The organism is Nostoc sp. (assembly GCF_036917095.1).
In the GTDB taxonomy this organism is placed as follows: domain Bacteria; phylum Cyanobacteriota; class Cyanobacteriia; order Cyanobacteriales; family Nostocaceae; genus Nostoc.
On record NZ_JBALFH010000045.1, the window covers coordinates 69226 to 85895 of the forward strand.

Sequence of the window (16670 nt, forward strand, 5' to 3'; positions counted from 1 at the left end):
CTTTTTGACTACTTCTTTTTATTCAGTTTGGTTAGGAATTTATCTAGCTGTTTTTGATTGAGTTTGGCTGCTGCAAAATCGGATGGGGTATAGCTTTGAGAGTCTTTTGATTGACAGTGAGCAATTAGGTTTTTTAATGCTTCCATGAATCCTGAAGCTAACCTTTCAATAGTGTCTCGCTTGTGGACTTTCTCGCTATAAGCCCAAGTCATTTCCAGTTTTCCTGTACGAATAAAGCCGCTTATTCCTAACAGATGGCTACGTTGGTTAAGTAGGCTTTGTTCGGATTTGAATTCTTTAGCTAAACCTAAAACTTCAGATGCTTTGATAACTTGGTCGAATTGTCCCAGGTAGTTAAAACTAACTTGTGCTGCGGGGAGTAACTTTAATTTTTCGTAGATTGTGGTGTTTTGGTTCAAATATCGCAATACACCATAACCAATTCCTCGGTTGGGGATGCGCCGGAGTTGTTCTTTGACTGATTTTAAAGCCTCTCCTGGCTGCTCAATTTGTTGTAGCTGTAAGCCAACGGGGAATAATGTAGTAAACCAACCAACAGTCCGCGACAAATCTACATCTTCAAATAAGTCTTCGCGTCCATGTCCTTCCAAATCAATTAGTAAAGAACTTTTGCCTGTCCGCTTAGTAAAGCTTTGCACCAAGGCAGTTAACAACACATCATTAATTTGAGTATTGTAGGCAGAAGGTACATCTTGTAACAGGGCGCGTGTCTGTTCTTCATTTAAAGCAAGTGTCACAGACGCAGTTGAGGCTACGGTGTTCTTTTCATTACCCGATGGATAGTCTACTGGTAAAGCTGTGACTTGAAGACTAGATTGAGTTAGCCAGTAATCTAACTCTTTGATGGCCTCTGTTTGGGCATATTCTGTTAGGCGATCGCTCCAATATTGCCAAGAGGTTGTTTTTGCTGGTAATTTAATAACCTCGCCTCGGCTAATTTGTTGGTAAGCAGTAGCTAAATCTTCCAATAAAATCCGCCAAGAAACTCCATCGATTGCTAAGTGATGGATGATGAAGAGTAGATAACTTGGTTGATTCTTGCCTAATTGAAATAAGGCGACTCGTGCGATGCCTGCGGCGGGCGTAGCCATCGCTCCTGTAGATAAATCCAAACTAGCCTGTAGTTCAGCGTCTTTAGTTGCGATCGCTGTTTGCTGTTCTGCTGGCGATAGGTGCGATAAATCAAAGACGCTCAATGGTATAGATTCCTGGGTAGCGGCGTTAATTTGCAGCCAGTTTTCCGCTTCCTGGACAAACCGCAGACGCAAAGCATCGTGATGCGCTAACAACTGTTGAACTACTTGCTGCAATAGTTCAGGTTGCACATCTGACGGCACTTCTAACAGTGCTGACTGGTTAAAGTAATGGAGTTCGGGCAATTTCTGCTCAAAAAACCAATGTTGAATCGGTGTCAACGCTACAGAACCAGTTACTAACCCTTGTTCAGCGTTGATTTGGCGAGTAATACCTGCTACAGTCGCTAACTCAGCAATTGTTTGATATTTAAATAGCTGTTTAGCAGCAATTTGGATACCTGCTTGGTTAGCTTTTGAAATTAACTGAATACTGAGAATGGAATCTCCACCCAGTTCAAAAAAGTTATCGTGGATGCCAACATTTTCTACTCTTAAAACTTCCGACCAAATCGCCACTAATTTCTCTTCTATCAGTGTGCGAGGAGCAATAAATTTATCTTCGGCACTGCGAGAAAAATCGGGTGTTGGTAGAGCGCGGTAGTCTACCTTTTGGTTGGGAGTCATCGGTATGCTTTCCAGCACCATGAAGGCAGCCGGAATCATGTAATTCGGTAGTTTCTGCTTGAGGAAATCGCGTAATTCATTGGTGGTTGGTTGCGATTTTTGGGTTACGACGTAAGCCACAAGCCGCTTTTGTCCGGGGGTGTTTTCATGAGCAATGACAACAGCTTGCAATACTTGTGGGTGTTGTCTTAATACTGCTTCAATTTCGCCCAATTCGATGCGGAAACCACGAATTTTCACCTGATTATCAACTCGACCCAAGTATTCCAGCTTGCCATCTTTGCGGAATCTGACTAAATCCCCAGTTTTGTATAGGCGAGATAATTGGTTTTCGTTTGCTCCCCTGCTTTGTAAAGCATTGGAGGCAAATTTTTCGTTTGTTAACTCAGGACGTTGCCAATATCCCCTAGCTAATCCTGCTCCACCAATGTGCAGTTCTCCCGGAACACCTATCGGTACAGGTTGCAGATATTGGTCTAAAACATAAACCTGAGCATTGCTGATGGGTCGTCCAATGCTAACAGAGGTGGCTGCTGGGCTTAAGCGTTCTAAGGTGGCGACAACCGTTGCTTCTGTCGGCCCGTAAGTATTGAATAATTCCGGTACTGGGGAAAAATGAGCCACACAACTATGCCAATGCTGCACTTTTTCTAGTTGAACTGCTTCACCACCAATAATTACAGTTCTCAAACCTTCAGAAATGTGAGAATCTTGGGGTTTAAGTTCGGCTACTAACTGATGCCAGTATGCTGTCGGCAAATCTAAAACAGTTAACTGCCATTTTTGGCAATACCGCCAAAAATCCTCACTGGAGTTGAGCATTTCTTCGGTGCGTAAAACTAAGGTTGCACCGACGCACAAACAAGGAAAGATTTCTTCAATCGATGTATCAAAGCAAATAGATGCAAATTGCAGAACCTTATCGCTGGCCTTGATTCCATATTTATCAATGGCAGTGATGACAAAATTCATCAAGGAGCGATGTTCAATCATTACTCCCTTCGGTTTACCTGTAGAACCGGAGGTGTAGATAATATAAGCCAGGTTATTTACTTGAACGTCGCTAATCGGGTTGGCTGTACTGTGGGTTGCTATGACTTCCCAATCTGTATCTAAACAAATTGTTTTTCCGGTATAACCGAGCAATTTATCTTGAAATTTATCTTGCGTCAGCAAAAAGCCGAGTTGCGTATCTGTGATAATTTCAGCGATGCGCTCTTGGGGATAAGCAGGGTCAAGGGGAACATAAGCACCACCAGCTTTGAGAATACCAAGTAAGCTAGCAATCATGTCTAGGGAACGCTCAACGCAGATACCAACTAGAGTTTCTGGTTTGACTCCCAAACTTTGTAAATAATGGGCTATTTTGTTGGAGCGATCGCTCAATTCGCGGTAAGTTAATCTCTGCCCATCCTGCTCTACAGCTACAGCATCAGGCGTTAACTCTACTTGAGCCTCAAACAATTTATGGATACATTCACCAGAAGAATACTCCTTGTGAGTCTGATTCCACTCCATCAATAATTGCTGCTGAGACTGGGTTAGCAGTGGTAAATTAGAAATTTGCTGCTCTGTGCTAACGACAATCTTTTGTAGTAAATTTTGATACATCTCTACCATCTGCTGGATTGTGGCAGCGTCGAATAAATCAGTGTTGTATTCCCAAATCGCCGTAATTCCTTTCCCTTCGCCATATTGCGGAATTAAGACAACATCCAGGTCAAACTTTGTTGATTTGTTGCTCAGGGCTACATTTGTTGTGATGTTCAAGCCTGGGAGTGTTAAGTCTGGCCGAGGAGAATCATGGAAGCTAAACATCACTTGAAATACAGGATTATAACTCAAGTTCCGGATTGGCTTGAGAACCTCCACGACCTTATCGAAGGGTAAATCTTCGTTAGCAAAAGCTTCCAGCGTGACTTGGCGGACTCGTCCTAGTAACTCCCGAAACGTAGGATTACCAGACAAATCGGTGCGTAATACCAAATTATTGACAATCATGCCAATTAATTGTTCTGTTTCGCGCATCCGCCGATTGGCAACAGCTGTACCCACACACAGATCGTCTTGTGCGGTGTATCGGCGCAATATTATCAAAAAAGCCGCCAGCGTGGTCATGAATAAAGTGGTTCCCTCTTGACGGCTGAGAACTCTCAAAGATTCACACAAGGGAATAGGCAACTCTACCCTGATTTGAGTGCCATTGTAAGTTTGTTCTACTGGTCGGGGGCGGTCATAGGGTAATTCCAACAGAGGCGGACTGCCGGATAATTTTTGCTGCCAAAAAGCCAATTGAGCTTGGGCTTCCTCGCTTTTCACCCACTCTCGCTGCCAATGGGCATAGTCTGCAAATTGGAGTGTTAATTCTGGTAATGGCGAAGGTTGACCTAAGCAGAAGGCTTGATAAAGTGCAAGAAACTCATTCAAAAATACATTGTTGAAAGACCAACCATCATGAACCATGTGATGTTCGATGTGGATTAACAGATGTTCTTGGCCGCTCAACTTCAACAATAACCACCTAACTAACGGCAGTTTATCCAAGTAAAAAGGCTTCTGCACCTCTGCGTCAAATAAACGCTGAATTTCTGCTTGTTGCTCAGACTGAGGAACGGTTTGGACATCTACCACTTTTAAGTTGACTGGCCAGGCTGGATGGATTACTTGAAACAAGCGTCCATCTGCGGCAGGAAAAGTCGTGCGGAAGATTTCATGTCGGCGGACAATCTCGCTGAGGCACTGTTCTAGTGCTGCAACATTAAGTTCCCCGGTAAATCGCAGAGTTACCTGAGCTTGATAGGCGCTACCTTCCGGTGCTACTTCTTGAATGAAATGCACTCGTTCTTGAGCAAAGGAAGCTGGCAAGTATCCTGAGCGTGGAACTGGTTGGATTGCAGGACGTTGTAATTGCTGCTGGAGGTGGCTGGGCTGTTCAATCAGCGCAGCTAAACCCGCTATGGTGGGGTTGGCGAAGATGTGATGAAAGAATAACTCGACTTGGAAACCATCGCGGATGCGGGAAAGCATTTGCGCTGCAATTAAAGAATGACCGCCTAAATTGAAAAAATTGTCATTGATTCCTATAGGCTCAATTTGCAGTAACTCAATCCAGATGCTTGCTAGTTTTTCTTCAATTGGGTTACGCGGTGCGACAAAGGTTTCTTCGAGGTCGGGGCGGATGCGATCGCCAGCTGGCAGATTTTGACGATCTACTTTACCATTTGGAGTCAGGGGTAAAGAATCTAAAATGACAAATACCCCAGGAACCATATATTTAGGCAGCTTTTCTTCCAGAAAGCGTTTAAGAGTAGCAACGATCGCTTCTGGCTTTTGATTCAGGACTATATAAGCAACAAGCCGTTTATCGCCAGGAATGTCTTCACGGGCAATTACAGCTACTTGTTTGACATCTGGGTGTTGAATTAAAAGCTTCTCGATTTCATCCAGTTCAATGCGGAAGCCGCGAATCTTCACCTGATTATCAACTCGTCCCAGAAACTCAATATTCCCGTCTGGTAAATAACGTGCCAAATCCCCAGTTTTATATAATCTACTTCCTGTCGACGCTCGCGGACTCGCTAACGCTGCGCTATCGTCAAATGGATTGGGGATAAATCTTTCTCTAGTCAACTCTGGACGGTTCAGATAGCCTCTGGCCAAACCGTCGCCACCAATATATAATTCGCCAGGAGTCCCAATAGGAACGGGTTGCAAATGGCTATCGAGGATATAAACTTGGGTATTAGCGATCGCTCGACCAATGGTTGCTTGAGTATCCCCAGCATGACACTCTGCAACTGTGGCGCAAACAGTTGATTCCGTTGGCCCATAAGCATTAAAGAAACGCCGCCCTTGTGACCATTGAGCTATCAGCTTATGATTACAAGCTTCTCCAGCAACGATGAGAGTTTGTAAGTTCGGCAATTCCTCTGCTGGTAAAGCTGCTAGCGCGGTAGGTGGTAGTGTGACGTGAGTGATTGATTGCTCGCGCAAAAATTTTATTAAATCGGTTCCTGGGCGCAAGGAATCTTGAGTTCCCATGTAGAGACTAGCTCCAGAACCCAAAGCCATGACAATTTCCCAAACTGAAGCATCAAAGCTGAAAGAAGCAAACTGGAGAATACGGCTGTGTGGGTTTACATCAAACAATTTAACTTGTGCTTGGGCAAGATTGCACGCGCCTTGATGCTGAATCAGCACGCCTTTGGGCGTTCCGGTTGACCCCGATGTATAAATCACATAAGTGAGATTTTCAGCCGTCACATCGCTAGTAGGATTTTCTGGACTCTGGCTGTTAATTGATTCCCAATTACTATCTAAACAAACTGTCTTCACCCCGCTTGCAGAAAATTCATCAACAAACTTCTGCTGAGTTAACAGCACTTGCACTTGTGAATCTGACAGCATGAACGATAGACGTTCCTTAGGATAGGTTGGATCTAGTGGAAGATATGCTGCACCCGCCTTGAGAATTCCCAATAACCCAACGATCGTGTCTAAGGAACGCTCGACACAAATCCCTACCAGAACTTCTGTCCCTACACCCAAAGATTGCAGATAATGAGCTACTTTATTAGCTCGGCGATTCAACTCTTGATAAGTAAGTTTCTGTTCATCGAAGACGACAGCAATATTGTCTGGAGTTTTTTCCACTTGTGCTACAAATAATTCATGTATGCACAAATGTTTAGGATAATCTACCTTTGTATCATTCCATTCCACCAACATTTTGTGTCGTTCCTGCTCGGTTAAAACAGAGAAATTATGAATATCACGAGTAGAGTCGATCGCCATTTCTTTCATATAAATTAGTAGCTTTATTTTTAATCAAGAGAGTGGCTAATTTTGCCTTTTACAGCTGATATCGCAACCGTTCTTGGGGATGCCAAATAATTTTTGCCTGTAGGATCGCCACTGCGTCCTTTAAAATTACGATTGGTTGCATAAATGCCTGTTTCTTCTTTGTCCAAAACTCCAATTCCTGAATTAATACAAGCTCCACAACCTGACTTGAGAATTTGTGCGCCTGCTTGGGTAAAAATGTCGAGATAGCCTAACTTTTGTGCTTTGTCTCTAATTTCTATGCTTGCCGGGACTATAAACAAGTTCACGCCCTCTGCCAATTGCCGACCCTGCAAAACTTCAGCAGCCTGAGCTAAATCATAGAGTTTGCCGCCTGTACAAGAACCAATAAAAGCTTTGGTAATTGGAACTTCTTCTAACTGACTAATCGGTACTACCCGATCCGGTTTCGGGGGACGGGCAACTTGCGGTTCTAGATTACTGAGGTCAAATTGATACACTTTTTCGTACTCAGCATCAGGATCGCCAACAATTTCTGTAAATTTCTGTGCAGTGCGACTTTTCACATAATTTCGGGTAGTCTCATCAGGCACAATCAACCCACAGATAGCACCACACTCAACGGCCATATTAGCTAGAGTCAATCGTTCATCAAAAGGCAGTTGTTCTAGGATTGACCCGCGAAACTCCATTACTTTACTACTAGCACCAGCACAGCCGATTTGTCCCAGAATAAACAAGATAATATCTTTGGCGCTGATATGCGGAGGTAGCGTTCCATTCAACTCGAATACTAATGTTGAGGGAACCCGAATCCACATATCCCCCATTGCATAGATATTGGCCATATCTGTAGTCCCGACGCCGGCGGAAAAAGCTCCTAATGCTCCGTAGGTACAGGTATGGGAGTCTGTACCAGCAATTATCATTCCTGGTCTGACAAATCCTTTTTCTGGTAGTAAGACGTGACAGATGCCCGCAGCTTCGCCTGGGGAAACTATGTCAAATAAATGACAGCCTTGCTCTTGGGCAAACTGAATCATCTCCTCATACATGACATTGGCTTTGCGATCGCTACGAATGTCATTGACTTGGATAAAGTGGTCTGCTACTAGAACTAACTTTTGAGCATCCCACAGCTTGGCATCTTCTCCATAGTGTTTATAAAATGTCGTGGCGACAGGCCCAGCGACGGCATCATGAGATAAAGCTAAATCGACCTGGGCAAAAACTACTTCTTTGGGACGGACGTAGGGATTACCAGAGGCTTTAGCTAAGAGTTTTTCCACTAAAGTCATGGGTCGTTTGGGAGTTACGCTTTGAGGAATGCTGATTTCTCCCTGACGACGCATTTGATTAAAAGGTATCAGTCCACCTGCTTGAGCGATCGCATTTACTACAGGATTCTCTTGTTTTTCTCCTAAAATTTCTAAGGGCAGTCCAATATTGATGCTGTTGCGATAAAAAATTTCTCCAAAGGATTTCGCCTGAATCTTTTCAATTCCTGCGGCTTTGAGGGCAACAGGGGCAATTTCTCGACTCGAACCACAGCCGAAATTTTCCCCGGCAACAATGACGTTATATTTTAATAGCTCCCCTACACCAATCAAATGTTCTAAAGCATATTGTTTTAAATTTTCCGGATCGTAAGTTGTGGCTCGATTGGCAGGAATAATATCATCAGTATTAATATCATCTTCTAAGCGTAAAACTTTATTTAATTGATTCATAAAGCTCCTTGAGTTCAGAATGTTGCTCATTGGAAAGTTCTTCTAGTAAAAGGTCAACTAATGTTTCTGTATTCACCAATATTTCTGCTCCTTGAGGAGACAAATCAGCTGTCCGATATCCTTTAGCTAAAACTCTCTCTTGCGCTGCCATAATTCGTTGGGCAGCACCCAATTCTCCCCACTGCTGGAGCATTAAAACACAAGCTGCCAAAGTTCCTAAAGGATTAGCAATTCCTAACCCTGCAATGTCTGAAGCCGTACCGTGAACTGCTTCGTATAGCCCAAATCCATAAGCATTCAGACTGGCTGACCCTAATAAGCCAAGCGAACCAACTAACGCTCCACCAATATCACTGAGAATATCTCCGAACAGATTGCTTGCCAAAATTACATCGAATCTCTGGGGATTAAGTACCATTTGCATGGCTAAGTTATCCACTAGCATTGGTTCAACAACAACATCTGGAAACTGTAGAGCTTCTTCTTGCACTAAACGAGTCCAAGGCAAATGAGGCAAGGCATTTTCTTTGTGGGCTACAGTCAGCAATCCTCGACGCTGTTGGGCTTTTCCCAAGGCTTGACGAGCTATCCGCCGAATCTCTTCATCGTAATAGAGCATGGTGTGGTAGCCATAAGCACCCTTTTCATCAAAAGACCTTCCTGCCGGGCCAAAATAAATCCCACTGACTAGTTCTCGAATGATGAGTATATCGAGTCCTTGAACTTTTTCTGGTCGCAGACTAGATTTATTTACCAAACTATTAACAATCCGAATTGGTCGCAGATTGCAAAAAAAATCGTAATGCTTTCGCAGTTCTAGCAGTCCGCCCTGAGTCACTGCACCAAATACAATTCCATTAGATCCATTGCATAGTTCGGCTGTAACTTGTGGAAAGTAACTACCAAATTGTTTTAAGGCTGTTGCGCCAAGCCAACCATAGTCTACCTGCAAGCTAAATCCTTCTAGTTTTGCAACAAGTTGCAAAACTCTTAGAGAAGCTTCCACAACTTCTGGGCCAATTCCTTCTCCACTAATAGCAACAATACGATAAGACATATTATTTAAAGGCTTCATTTTTCCGTATTTGTTAATTAATAAGTATTCATATATTCTATATTTTAATATTATTAAGTTAGAACTACCATGATTAAGATAATAAAATATTAATTTATATTTAAATTTATATATTCAAATTGACCATAAAAAATAGTAACGAACAACTATATACTTATTTTTATCACCCACAAGATAGAGTATAAATTCTGATATAAGGCTGTGACTTTTTATGTACAATATTTACTATTAGCATGATTTCTATTGTAATAGATTTGCTCAAACTAGATTATAGGCATTCATGTTTACGCTTATATTTTTATTATTTATTATGATAAAACTTTTTGTTAAATTAATTATGGATAATAGATGGATTCCTGTAATTAATATTAAGATTATTCTCGAATAACTTACTTTATTAACATCAAACTGCTTATATTAAATTATTGCAATATGCATAAAACTGTAAGAGCCGGAATGATTACTAAGCAAAGTTTTTATTTGTTTGTACAACTCATATAAAGTTAATATTAGAACTTTATTTAAACATAATCTCAGATTTACCAAGAAAATACAATAGCAGTTAAGAAAGTTAAAATGACAGTTAAGAAAGTTAGGAAAGTTAAGAAAGTTAAAACCATAAAAAAGTATTTAAAATTGGCTAATTTTTGATCCGCCAGCATTAAAGCCCCTAAATGAAGTCTTTATCTGTTTCAGGACTTACGCAACTGGAACAGCGCGATAGCTTCGCTCGCCGCAGGCATCGCAATTTTATAGTATTTAAGTACTATATTAAGGTGGCGTACCCAGAGGGCATTGCTGAAATTAATAACAGTAATTGGCTGTATTAAGTGTTTTTAAAATTATGAAAAAATGAGTTGAGTATGCATAAAATAAATCTTGTAGTTTATGAGATTTACTAAACTTAACTATTGCCAGTATTTATTAAGTAGTCAGATTAATTATACTCTGACAAATTTGGCAGAGCATTTAGAGCAGATTAGTCATGATAAAATTAGATGCATTTAAATATTCTCAGCATCCTGCGATGCCTAGGTTGGGCTGCACCTACGCAGTACTTGATATTGAATGAGTGCCTAATAGTTGCTTTATCAGACAATTGTCGATAGCTGTTTTGCAAAATAGGACTGGTAGAGTCCGTAACGGGGTAAGACGCGATCGCCCTCAAAGCGAATTAATCCCAAACCTTCAAGCTTGGAAGTGTCAATAGGATTAAGAGAAATATCTTGCTTTGCTGCCAGAATTTCAGCAAAGGTCTTTGCCAGTCTAGGATTTTCTTGCAGTTTGATCAACTGTCGCCATAAATGATCGCGGTAGATGCCACCATTGGCGATCGCTTCCTCTATTATTTCTTCCAGGGTCATTTCTTGAGACTTAAGATAGTACAAACTAATCTGAATTAGTGCTGGATGTCCTCCTACTAATGACATCAGTTTGGCCAAATCTTTAGCTTTAAACGAGTCTAAACTATACCGCCTAGCTAAATCTTCTACTTGTGGTTGAGTAAAATCGTTCAAACGAATAGGTAGACCAATATTAAAAGGAGAAAGATTAATATCCATAGAGATATAGTCTTCGGTTGAGTAAACCATTACTAACCTCAGCTTTTGCCAGTTGGGATTGTGTCGTGCTTCCTCACACCATGACCGCAACAATGCAAAAAACTCTTGACAAATGTGAGGGTATTCAAAAAAACGGTCAACTTCATTCAATATCAAAACTACTGGGTTTTGACATTGAACGAGCAAATAGTTTTCTAAATAGAAGCCGCTACTCAAGTTGTAGCCAATTTCTTCATTCCACTTTTGCTTAAGATTGGGGTCAATACCTAACCCTGTTGCAATTTTCCAGCAAAGACGACGCAACAGTTTATTTAAATCAGTTAGACACTCACTATCGAATTGGTAGCAATTCACATTTACAGTCTGATACCCAAGTTTGTGTGCAAAGGCACAAAGCCTCAACACAAGAGAACTTTTACCCATCTGTTTGGGGGATCTAATCCGAATCACACAGCCACTAGTAGTTATTTCTCGATAAACTTTTCTCTCTAGTGGAGGACGTTCAATATAAAAGTGAGAATCTAAAGGTACGGGGCCATCTGGGTATGACCAAAGATTTTCTATCTGTTCAGTTTGTGTGTGATCTTTTTCGACAAATGAGGTTAATTCAGAAGGTTGAGATAAATCTTTTTCTATATTTGCAATAGGCAATAATTCAGATGTTTCATTCTCATTTGCTTTGTTGACTATGGTGTAATCTTCGCTGTGTAATTCTAGATTAAAAGCGCTAAAGCAGAGTTTTATAGTTTTTTGATCTACACTTTCACTTAAAGACCATAATTTACTCAAAGTTCTACTAGAAACATGAATGCGCGAGCTTATTTCTTCTAAACTCAAGTGTTCGCCTTTATTTTCTACTATCTCCACAGAAAGAATTGCTGATTGTAACCGTTTAATCCCTGTGGAAGTTAGTACAACTCCGCGTGCGCGTTTAGTTTTATACATGGCTATCCCAAGTAGTTGTTATAAATGAGTGTCACAAGCAATAATTTTTTCTATTTGACTACTGAAACTGGAATATAGCTTAGGAATTTTTGATACACTTTAATTTCATTTTTTCTATAATCCATTGGAACTTTAATAAACTAAGTTACATTATAGTAGCTTGATGGTAACCACTGGCATCAATGATCTATTTCTCCTACTTTTCCTACTTTTCCTACTTTTCCAATCGCTGTTTTGATGGTTGTCTTGCAAAAACTCTCCGAATAAATGAAGTTTTTGTATTTACGTGAATTTGTACAAATGCGATCAAATAATGTAATATTTTTTACTTGTATATTTTATTGCTTCTTGTTGGGGTGTTGCAAAAATATTATCGCTTTAGTAAAACTTTAAATACTAAGTATTAATAGTTGTGGAACTATCTGTAATCACGACTTGGTTAAAAAATTGGCAGAAATTACGCACAAGAAAAGTCCAAAGATATACGAATAGATCGTATATAATTTAGTAGTAATTTATACTTATTTATCAGATAAGTAATGCAGAAGCCTAACAGATGTATTCTGATTACTAGCTTCTACCAAGAAAAGGGAAGATTTTCTAACTGTCTTGATACCCATTGAGGAGTGAAAACACTCCGGTAAATCGGATTTTTAACTCTCAAATAGCCGTTATAATTTTCCACTAAACCAGATAGCAACAGTTCTGTCTGTTCTTCACTATTATTGGCTGGTATCAAGTTCTCTATCGGGTTCCTATTGCTTAGTTCCTCTACTTGTAACACCTGTTGATAAATATTTAATAACTTTCCTGCTTTGTGTTCGTCAAAAAGTAAGCGATCTCTTATGGTACGGAGATGTTGAGGTTCATCTTGGAATTCCCAATGTTGAATAATGCGCGATCGCACCAATTGTTCTACCCAATATCCTTCAGCACCGTTCGGTATGGTAATCGGTGCCTTATCACTTTCTAAGGCAACTTGCACAACTAACTGACAAAGCTTTTGAGTGAGAAACGGTTGTCCTCTTGTCCAATGAATAATATGCTGCAATATTACTTGTGGCTGGCTGACTACTTCTTCTAAGCCTTCAAGCAGGGGCATAGCTTCATGTAATTGAAAGTCACATAACTTAATTGCTCGACCAATGTTAAAGGGCGTTCGATGTCGATCGGCAATTAGGTTAGATGGACTAGCTACACCAAACAAAGCAAAACCCAAGCGTTGAAAACTTGGGTTGTGTGCTTGCTGCTCATAACAGTAACGAATCCAGATAAAAAAATCGTTGACCGGAAAATTCAAACTTAGCAGGCTATTAATATTATCGATAAAAATGAAAATGCGATTATTTTGAACTTCTCTCAGCAACACCTGTGCAACAAATTGATACAGTCGTTGTACAGTATCAAGTTCTGATTGTTGCTCGCACCAAGTTTCAAAGTTGATTCGCTCTGTCAGATTTAACTTGTGAAACAAGCTGAAAATAATACCTTTATACCATTGTACATGTGTAATTTGATTACTAGCTAATAGGAATGAATTCAGATAAACACATATATAATTTTCTTTTTCTAAGCGATGAATAGTCCGGTGTAGTAGAGATGATTTCCCTGTTTGGTGCGAGTTGAAGACGTAACAAAAATCTCCTGTTTTTAATCCAGTATAAAGTTGTTCGTCTGCTTGACGGACAATATATGTAGAGTCATCATACTTCAGGCTACCACCAACCTGATATCTCATAGTCAAGTCAATCCCCATAAATAGGGATACTTGTTCTTTTATAAGCGATAGTATATTTAAATACAACAATATTCTGATATGATTTAACTCTTGTTTTCATTATTTTTACTGTTACTTAAGTTTTAACTATCTTATCTTTAGTTGCATTCTTTGATGGCGATCGCCCTGTTTCATCCCTCTCAGGGAATAGTTGATTTATAACTTTTATGCTATATACCTAGCTTTGTCAATCATTGCACTTGCTTCCTCTTAATTGCGTTTAAATTAAACTATAAAGAAAGCAAATTTTTTTGTTTTTTTAAGATAATTAAATAGCAATCGCCTAATAAAAAATATCATTTGCAGGCTTATCTTCTCTTACCTAAAAAGAAAAATCAAGGAAAGTTAAGACATTTAAGTAAATTCTTGAGATAGTTAAGACAGTTAACGGGACTTAAACAAAAATTAAGCCCAAATGTAGCCTAAACTAGCTTTATAAGCGGCAAACACGTCACGATTATGAGTCAACCAATCAAAAAATCGAAAAGACATAGCTGTTCTAAAGGCATCTAAAGCTTCAGTAAAAGTGTTCAAAGGTTTGGAAGCCCACCTTCGTCTCAGACCCCCAGTCATCTGATGCCAAAGGATAAAAGTATAGGCGCAAAAAACCAAGATAAAATGTCGAAGTAGGCTTCTTTTATCTCAAACTTGATATTCTTTTAATCTTCATCTTAGCTCCTCACGGATGGTAGCCGCTAAACTCTCACCCATTTCAGCACTTTAGTATCTTTATCATAGCGATAGGTTAAGCCGTCCGTAGTAGTGATAGATTCTCCTTTGCTCGCCTTACTTCTAATAGTGGAAATGGAATAGTACGTTAATGCATTCATTTCCTTATGAGAAAGCCTTTTGCTTGTACTGATTTCTGACTCATTTTGGTATTGTTCTTGAGATGAATTATCTATTGTAATTTCAGTATTTTCGGAAGGATTAGTGACATTTTCTTTTGCTTTTTGCAACTGATAATCCTGCACAGATACAAGTTGCCAACTAGAATCTTGTGCTAGTTCTAAAACCCATTGATGATAATTAAATAGACTTTCTCTATGTCCAACACTAATAAACGTTGTTTTGGTATCTTGTAACTGTTGATATAAACTTCCTTCATTTGTTAAATCTAAGGCACTTGTTGCTTCATCTAAGATAGTAAAATTAGGATGAGTAACTAACAGCCGTGCAAAGGCAAGGCGTTGTTGTTCTCCCAGAGATAATATATTTTCCCAAGGAACTTCAGTATCAAAGCCTTCAACTCGACTTAGTAAGTTTTGCAAGTTTACTTGTTGCAAAACATCTTTGAGTTCTGCGTCGGTCATTTGACGATTCGTATTAGGATAAAGTAACTGTTCGCGCAAAGTCCCTAAAATGATATAAGGCCGTTGGGGTAAGAATAATACTTCTTTTAGGGGAGGTCGTACCAAACGGCCAGTTCCCGCATTCCACAAACCAGCGATCGCTCTCAACAGAGAACTTTTACCTCGCCCACTCGGCCCAACAATCAATAAGCCTTCTCCTGGTTGAACAGAAAGTGACAAATCTTCAACGATCGCCTGTTCATAGTTTGGCGTTTGTAAGGTGACATTCTCGAAAGCTAAACGGTTTTCTTCTATTGTTTTAATAGTACCGACATTCTCTGGTTGTTTGGTAACTGCTTCTAACGCATCTGAAAACTCAGATAAACGCTCAACATAACTAGAAAATCGCCCAGAAGTCCCAAATTCTCTAATTAATGTTGCCATAGCCGAGGCAAACTGATTACAAGCTACACTGGCTTGAACAACTTCTCCGAAATCAGCTTGACCGCTCATATATAAAGGTGCGAGTACCAGATATGGGAATATTTGGATAGCAGACTTATATGCTCCATCAAAAAGTTCTTGATTGTTCTCCCAATTAATCTTGCGTTCGACATTTTTAAGGAGATTAATAAATCTTCGTTGAATTATATTATATTCTTGGTTTTCTCCCTGAAAAAAAGCTATTGATTCAGCGTGATTACGAACATGAGTCAGAGAATAACTGTATTCTGCTTTCAGTTCTAGTTCTTCTTGATTAATTTTATTTAATTGTTGACCCAAATAAATAGCAATCAAATTGCCTATAACTGTATAAATAATCAGAACAATTGCAATAAATTGGGAAATTGACCAAAGGATTACTAAAAAAGTGGTCATTTCCAGCACTTTTTCTAGGAAAATAGCTGAAAAACTCAGAGCATTACTGGTAATGGGTTCGATTTCTTGGGATATTCGTTGATCTGGGTTATCAATATCGGATTTAAAGTTGATTTTATAATAGGCACGATTGCTCAAATATTTTGATAATGTGTGATTATTTAACCATTTGTACCAATCAAGAGCGATTTTTTTTCTGACAAGTTTAGAAAATCCGTTTAAGAGTGTTATGCAGACAAGAGCAGCTGCGAAAACTACTATCGTATTAATAAAGTTAGGATAATCTTTCTCTTCAATGACATCGGTTATATAGCGAGTAACGAAGCTATTAAAGGCAGTTACGCCCACTAGCGCGATTATCAATAAAATCAGGAGAATCAGCATCCCCCATATCCGAATAACGTCTGGAAATACTCTTTCCCCGGACTCTGTTGGATACCAGTAAGGCTGAATTATCGCTCTTACATTCTCCCAAAATTTCTTAGAAGCCGGAGGAGAAGGATCGTTCTTTAAGGATTGATCGCGTGAAACTGTGGTTGGCATATTTTAAAATCAAATGAACATCTTTTTTGGATTGAAATACAGAAAAATTGAAATTATTAAAAAACACAAGATTTGATATAGAACACAAATATTAAATCTACATATAAAGTTTTTATAATTTATGAACCAAATTAATAATTAGCTATTTTAAAATAGTAAATTTAAAAAATAAAATAATAATTTGGAAACTAGTAAGTAGGTAGACATAATTAAATATAAAATAAATTCCTAGTTTGTAGTGAGCAATTTATCGCTCAGAGCAAGGATTATCAGGACTAAAGTC

General features: G+C 39.5%; 6 protein-coding genes and 3 pseudogenes. 1 reads left to right on the forward strand and 8 read right to left on the reverse strand.

The features are described 5' to 3' along the window. Positions 1–8 precede the first annotated feature (8 nt). The 4 genes and pseudogenes from V7L01_RS28755 to leuB form a co-directional block, all read right to left on the reverse strand. The gene (locus V7L01_RS28755) at positions 9–6584 is read right to left on the reverse strand and encodes an amino acid adenylation domain-containing protein (RefSeq protein ID WP_442937033.1); all 6576 of its coding nucleotides are present in this window, start codon (positions 6582–6584) and stop codon (positions 9–11) included. A 20-nt stretch (positions 6585–6604) separates the two neighbouring features. Continuing rightward, positions 6605–7936: a 3-isopropylmalate dehydratase large subunit gene (locus V7L01_RS28760; protein WP_442937036.1), complete on the reverse strand. Its 1332-nt coding sequence runs from the start codon at positions 7934–7936 to the stop codon at positions 6605–6607. Positions 7937–8014: 78 nt separating this feature from the next. Beyond that, a pseudogene (locus V7L01_RS35515) lies at positions 8015–8164 on the reverse strand (3-isopropylmalate dehydratase); the annotation flags it as partial. Between the two features lie 133 nt (positions 8165–8297). Then, entirely contained in the window at positions 8298–9371 is a 1074-nt protein-coding gene (gene leuB / locus V7L01_RS28765; protein ID WP_335040959.1) for a 3-isopropylmalate dehydrogenase, read from the reverse strand. Between the two features lie 906 nt (positions 9372–10277). On the opposite strand from leuB, the pseudogene V7L01_RS28770 reads away from it, so the two are divergent. Continuing rightward, positions 10278–10385, forward strand: a pseudogene (locus V7L01_RS28770) (IS701 family transposase); the annotation flags it as partial. Between the two features lie 95 nt (positions 10386–10480). On the opposite strand, the gene V7L01_RS28775 reads toward V7L01_RS28770, so the two are convergent. From V7L01_RS28775 to V7L01_RS28790, 4 genes and pseudogenes are all read right to left on the reverse strand, one after another. Beyond that, positions 10481–11896 carry an AAA-like domain-containing protein gene (locus V7L01_RS28775; protein WP_335040961.1) on the reverse strand — a complete coding sequence of 472 codons (1416 nt, stop codon included), beginning with the start codon at positions 11894–11896 and terminating at the stop codon, positions 10481–10483. A 577-nt stretch (positions 11897–12473) separates the two neighbouring features. Then, positions 12474–13634: an AAA-like domain-containing protein gene (locus V7L01_RS28780; protein ID WP_335040963.1), complete on the reverse strand. Its 1161-nt coding sequence runs from the start codon at positions 13632–13634 to the stop codon at positions 12474–12476. 444 nt (positions 13635–14078) lie between these two features. Next, positions 14079–14336, reverse strand: a pseudogene (locus tag V7L01_RS28785) (IS701 family transposase); the annotation flags it as partial. 32 nt (positions 14337–14368) lie between these two features. After that, the gene (locus tag V7L01_RS28790) at positions 14369–16387 is read right to left on the reverse strand and encodes an ABC transporter ATP-binding protein/permease (RefSeq protein WP_335040965.1); all 2019 of its coding nucleotides are present in this window, start codon (positions 16385–16387) and stop codon (positions 14369–14371) included. Positions 16388–16670 lie beyond the last annotated feature (283 nt).

Excerpts from the sequence above, each read along its gene's own strand:
- V7L01_RS28755 (WP_442937033.1), bottom strand. The coding sequence starts at position 6,584 with ATGAAAGAAATGGCGATCGACTCTACTCGTGATATTCATAATTTCTCT.
- V7L01_RS28760 (WP_442937036.1), bottom strand. The coding sequence starts at position 7,936 with ATGCGTCGTCAGGGAGAAATCAGCATTCCTCAAAGCGTAACTCCCAAA.
- leuB (WP_335040959.1), bottom strand. The coding sequence starts at position 9,371 with ATGTCTTATCGTATTGTTGCTATTAGTGGAGAAGGAATTGGCCCAGAA.
- V7L01_RS28775 (WP_335040961.1), bottom strand. The coding sequence starts at position 11,896 with ATGTATAAAACTAAACGCGCACGCGGAGTTGTACTAACTTCCACAGGG.
- V7L01_RS28780 (WP_335040963.1), bottom strand. The coding sequence starts at position 13,634 with ATGAGATATCAGGTTGGTGGTAGCCTGAAGTATGATGACTCTACATAT.
- V7L01_RS28790 (WP_335040965.1), bottom strand. The coding sequence starts at position 16,387 with ATGCCAACCACAGTTTCACGCGATCAATCCTTAAAGAACGATCCTTCT.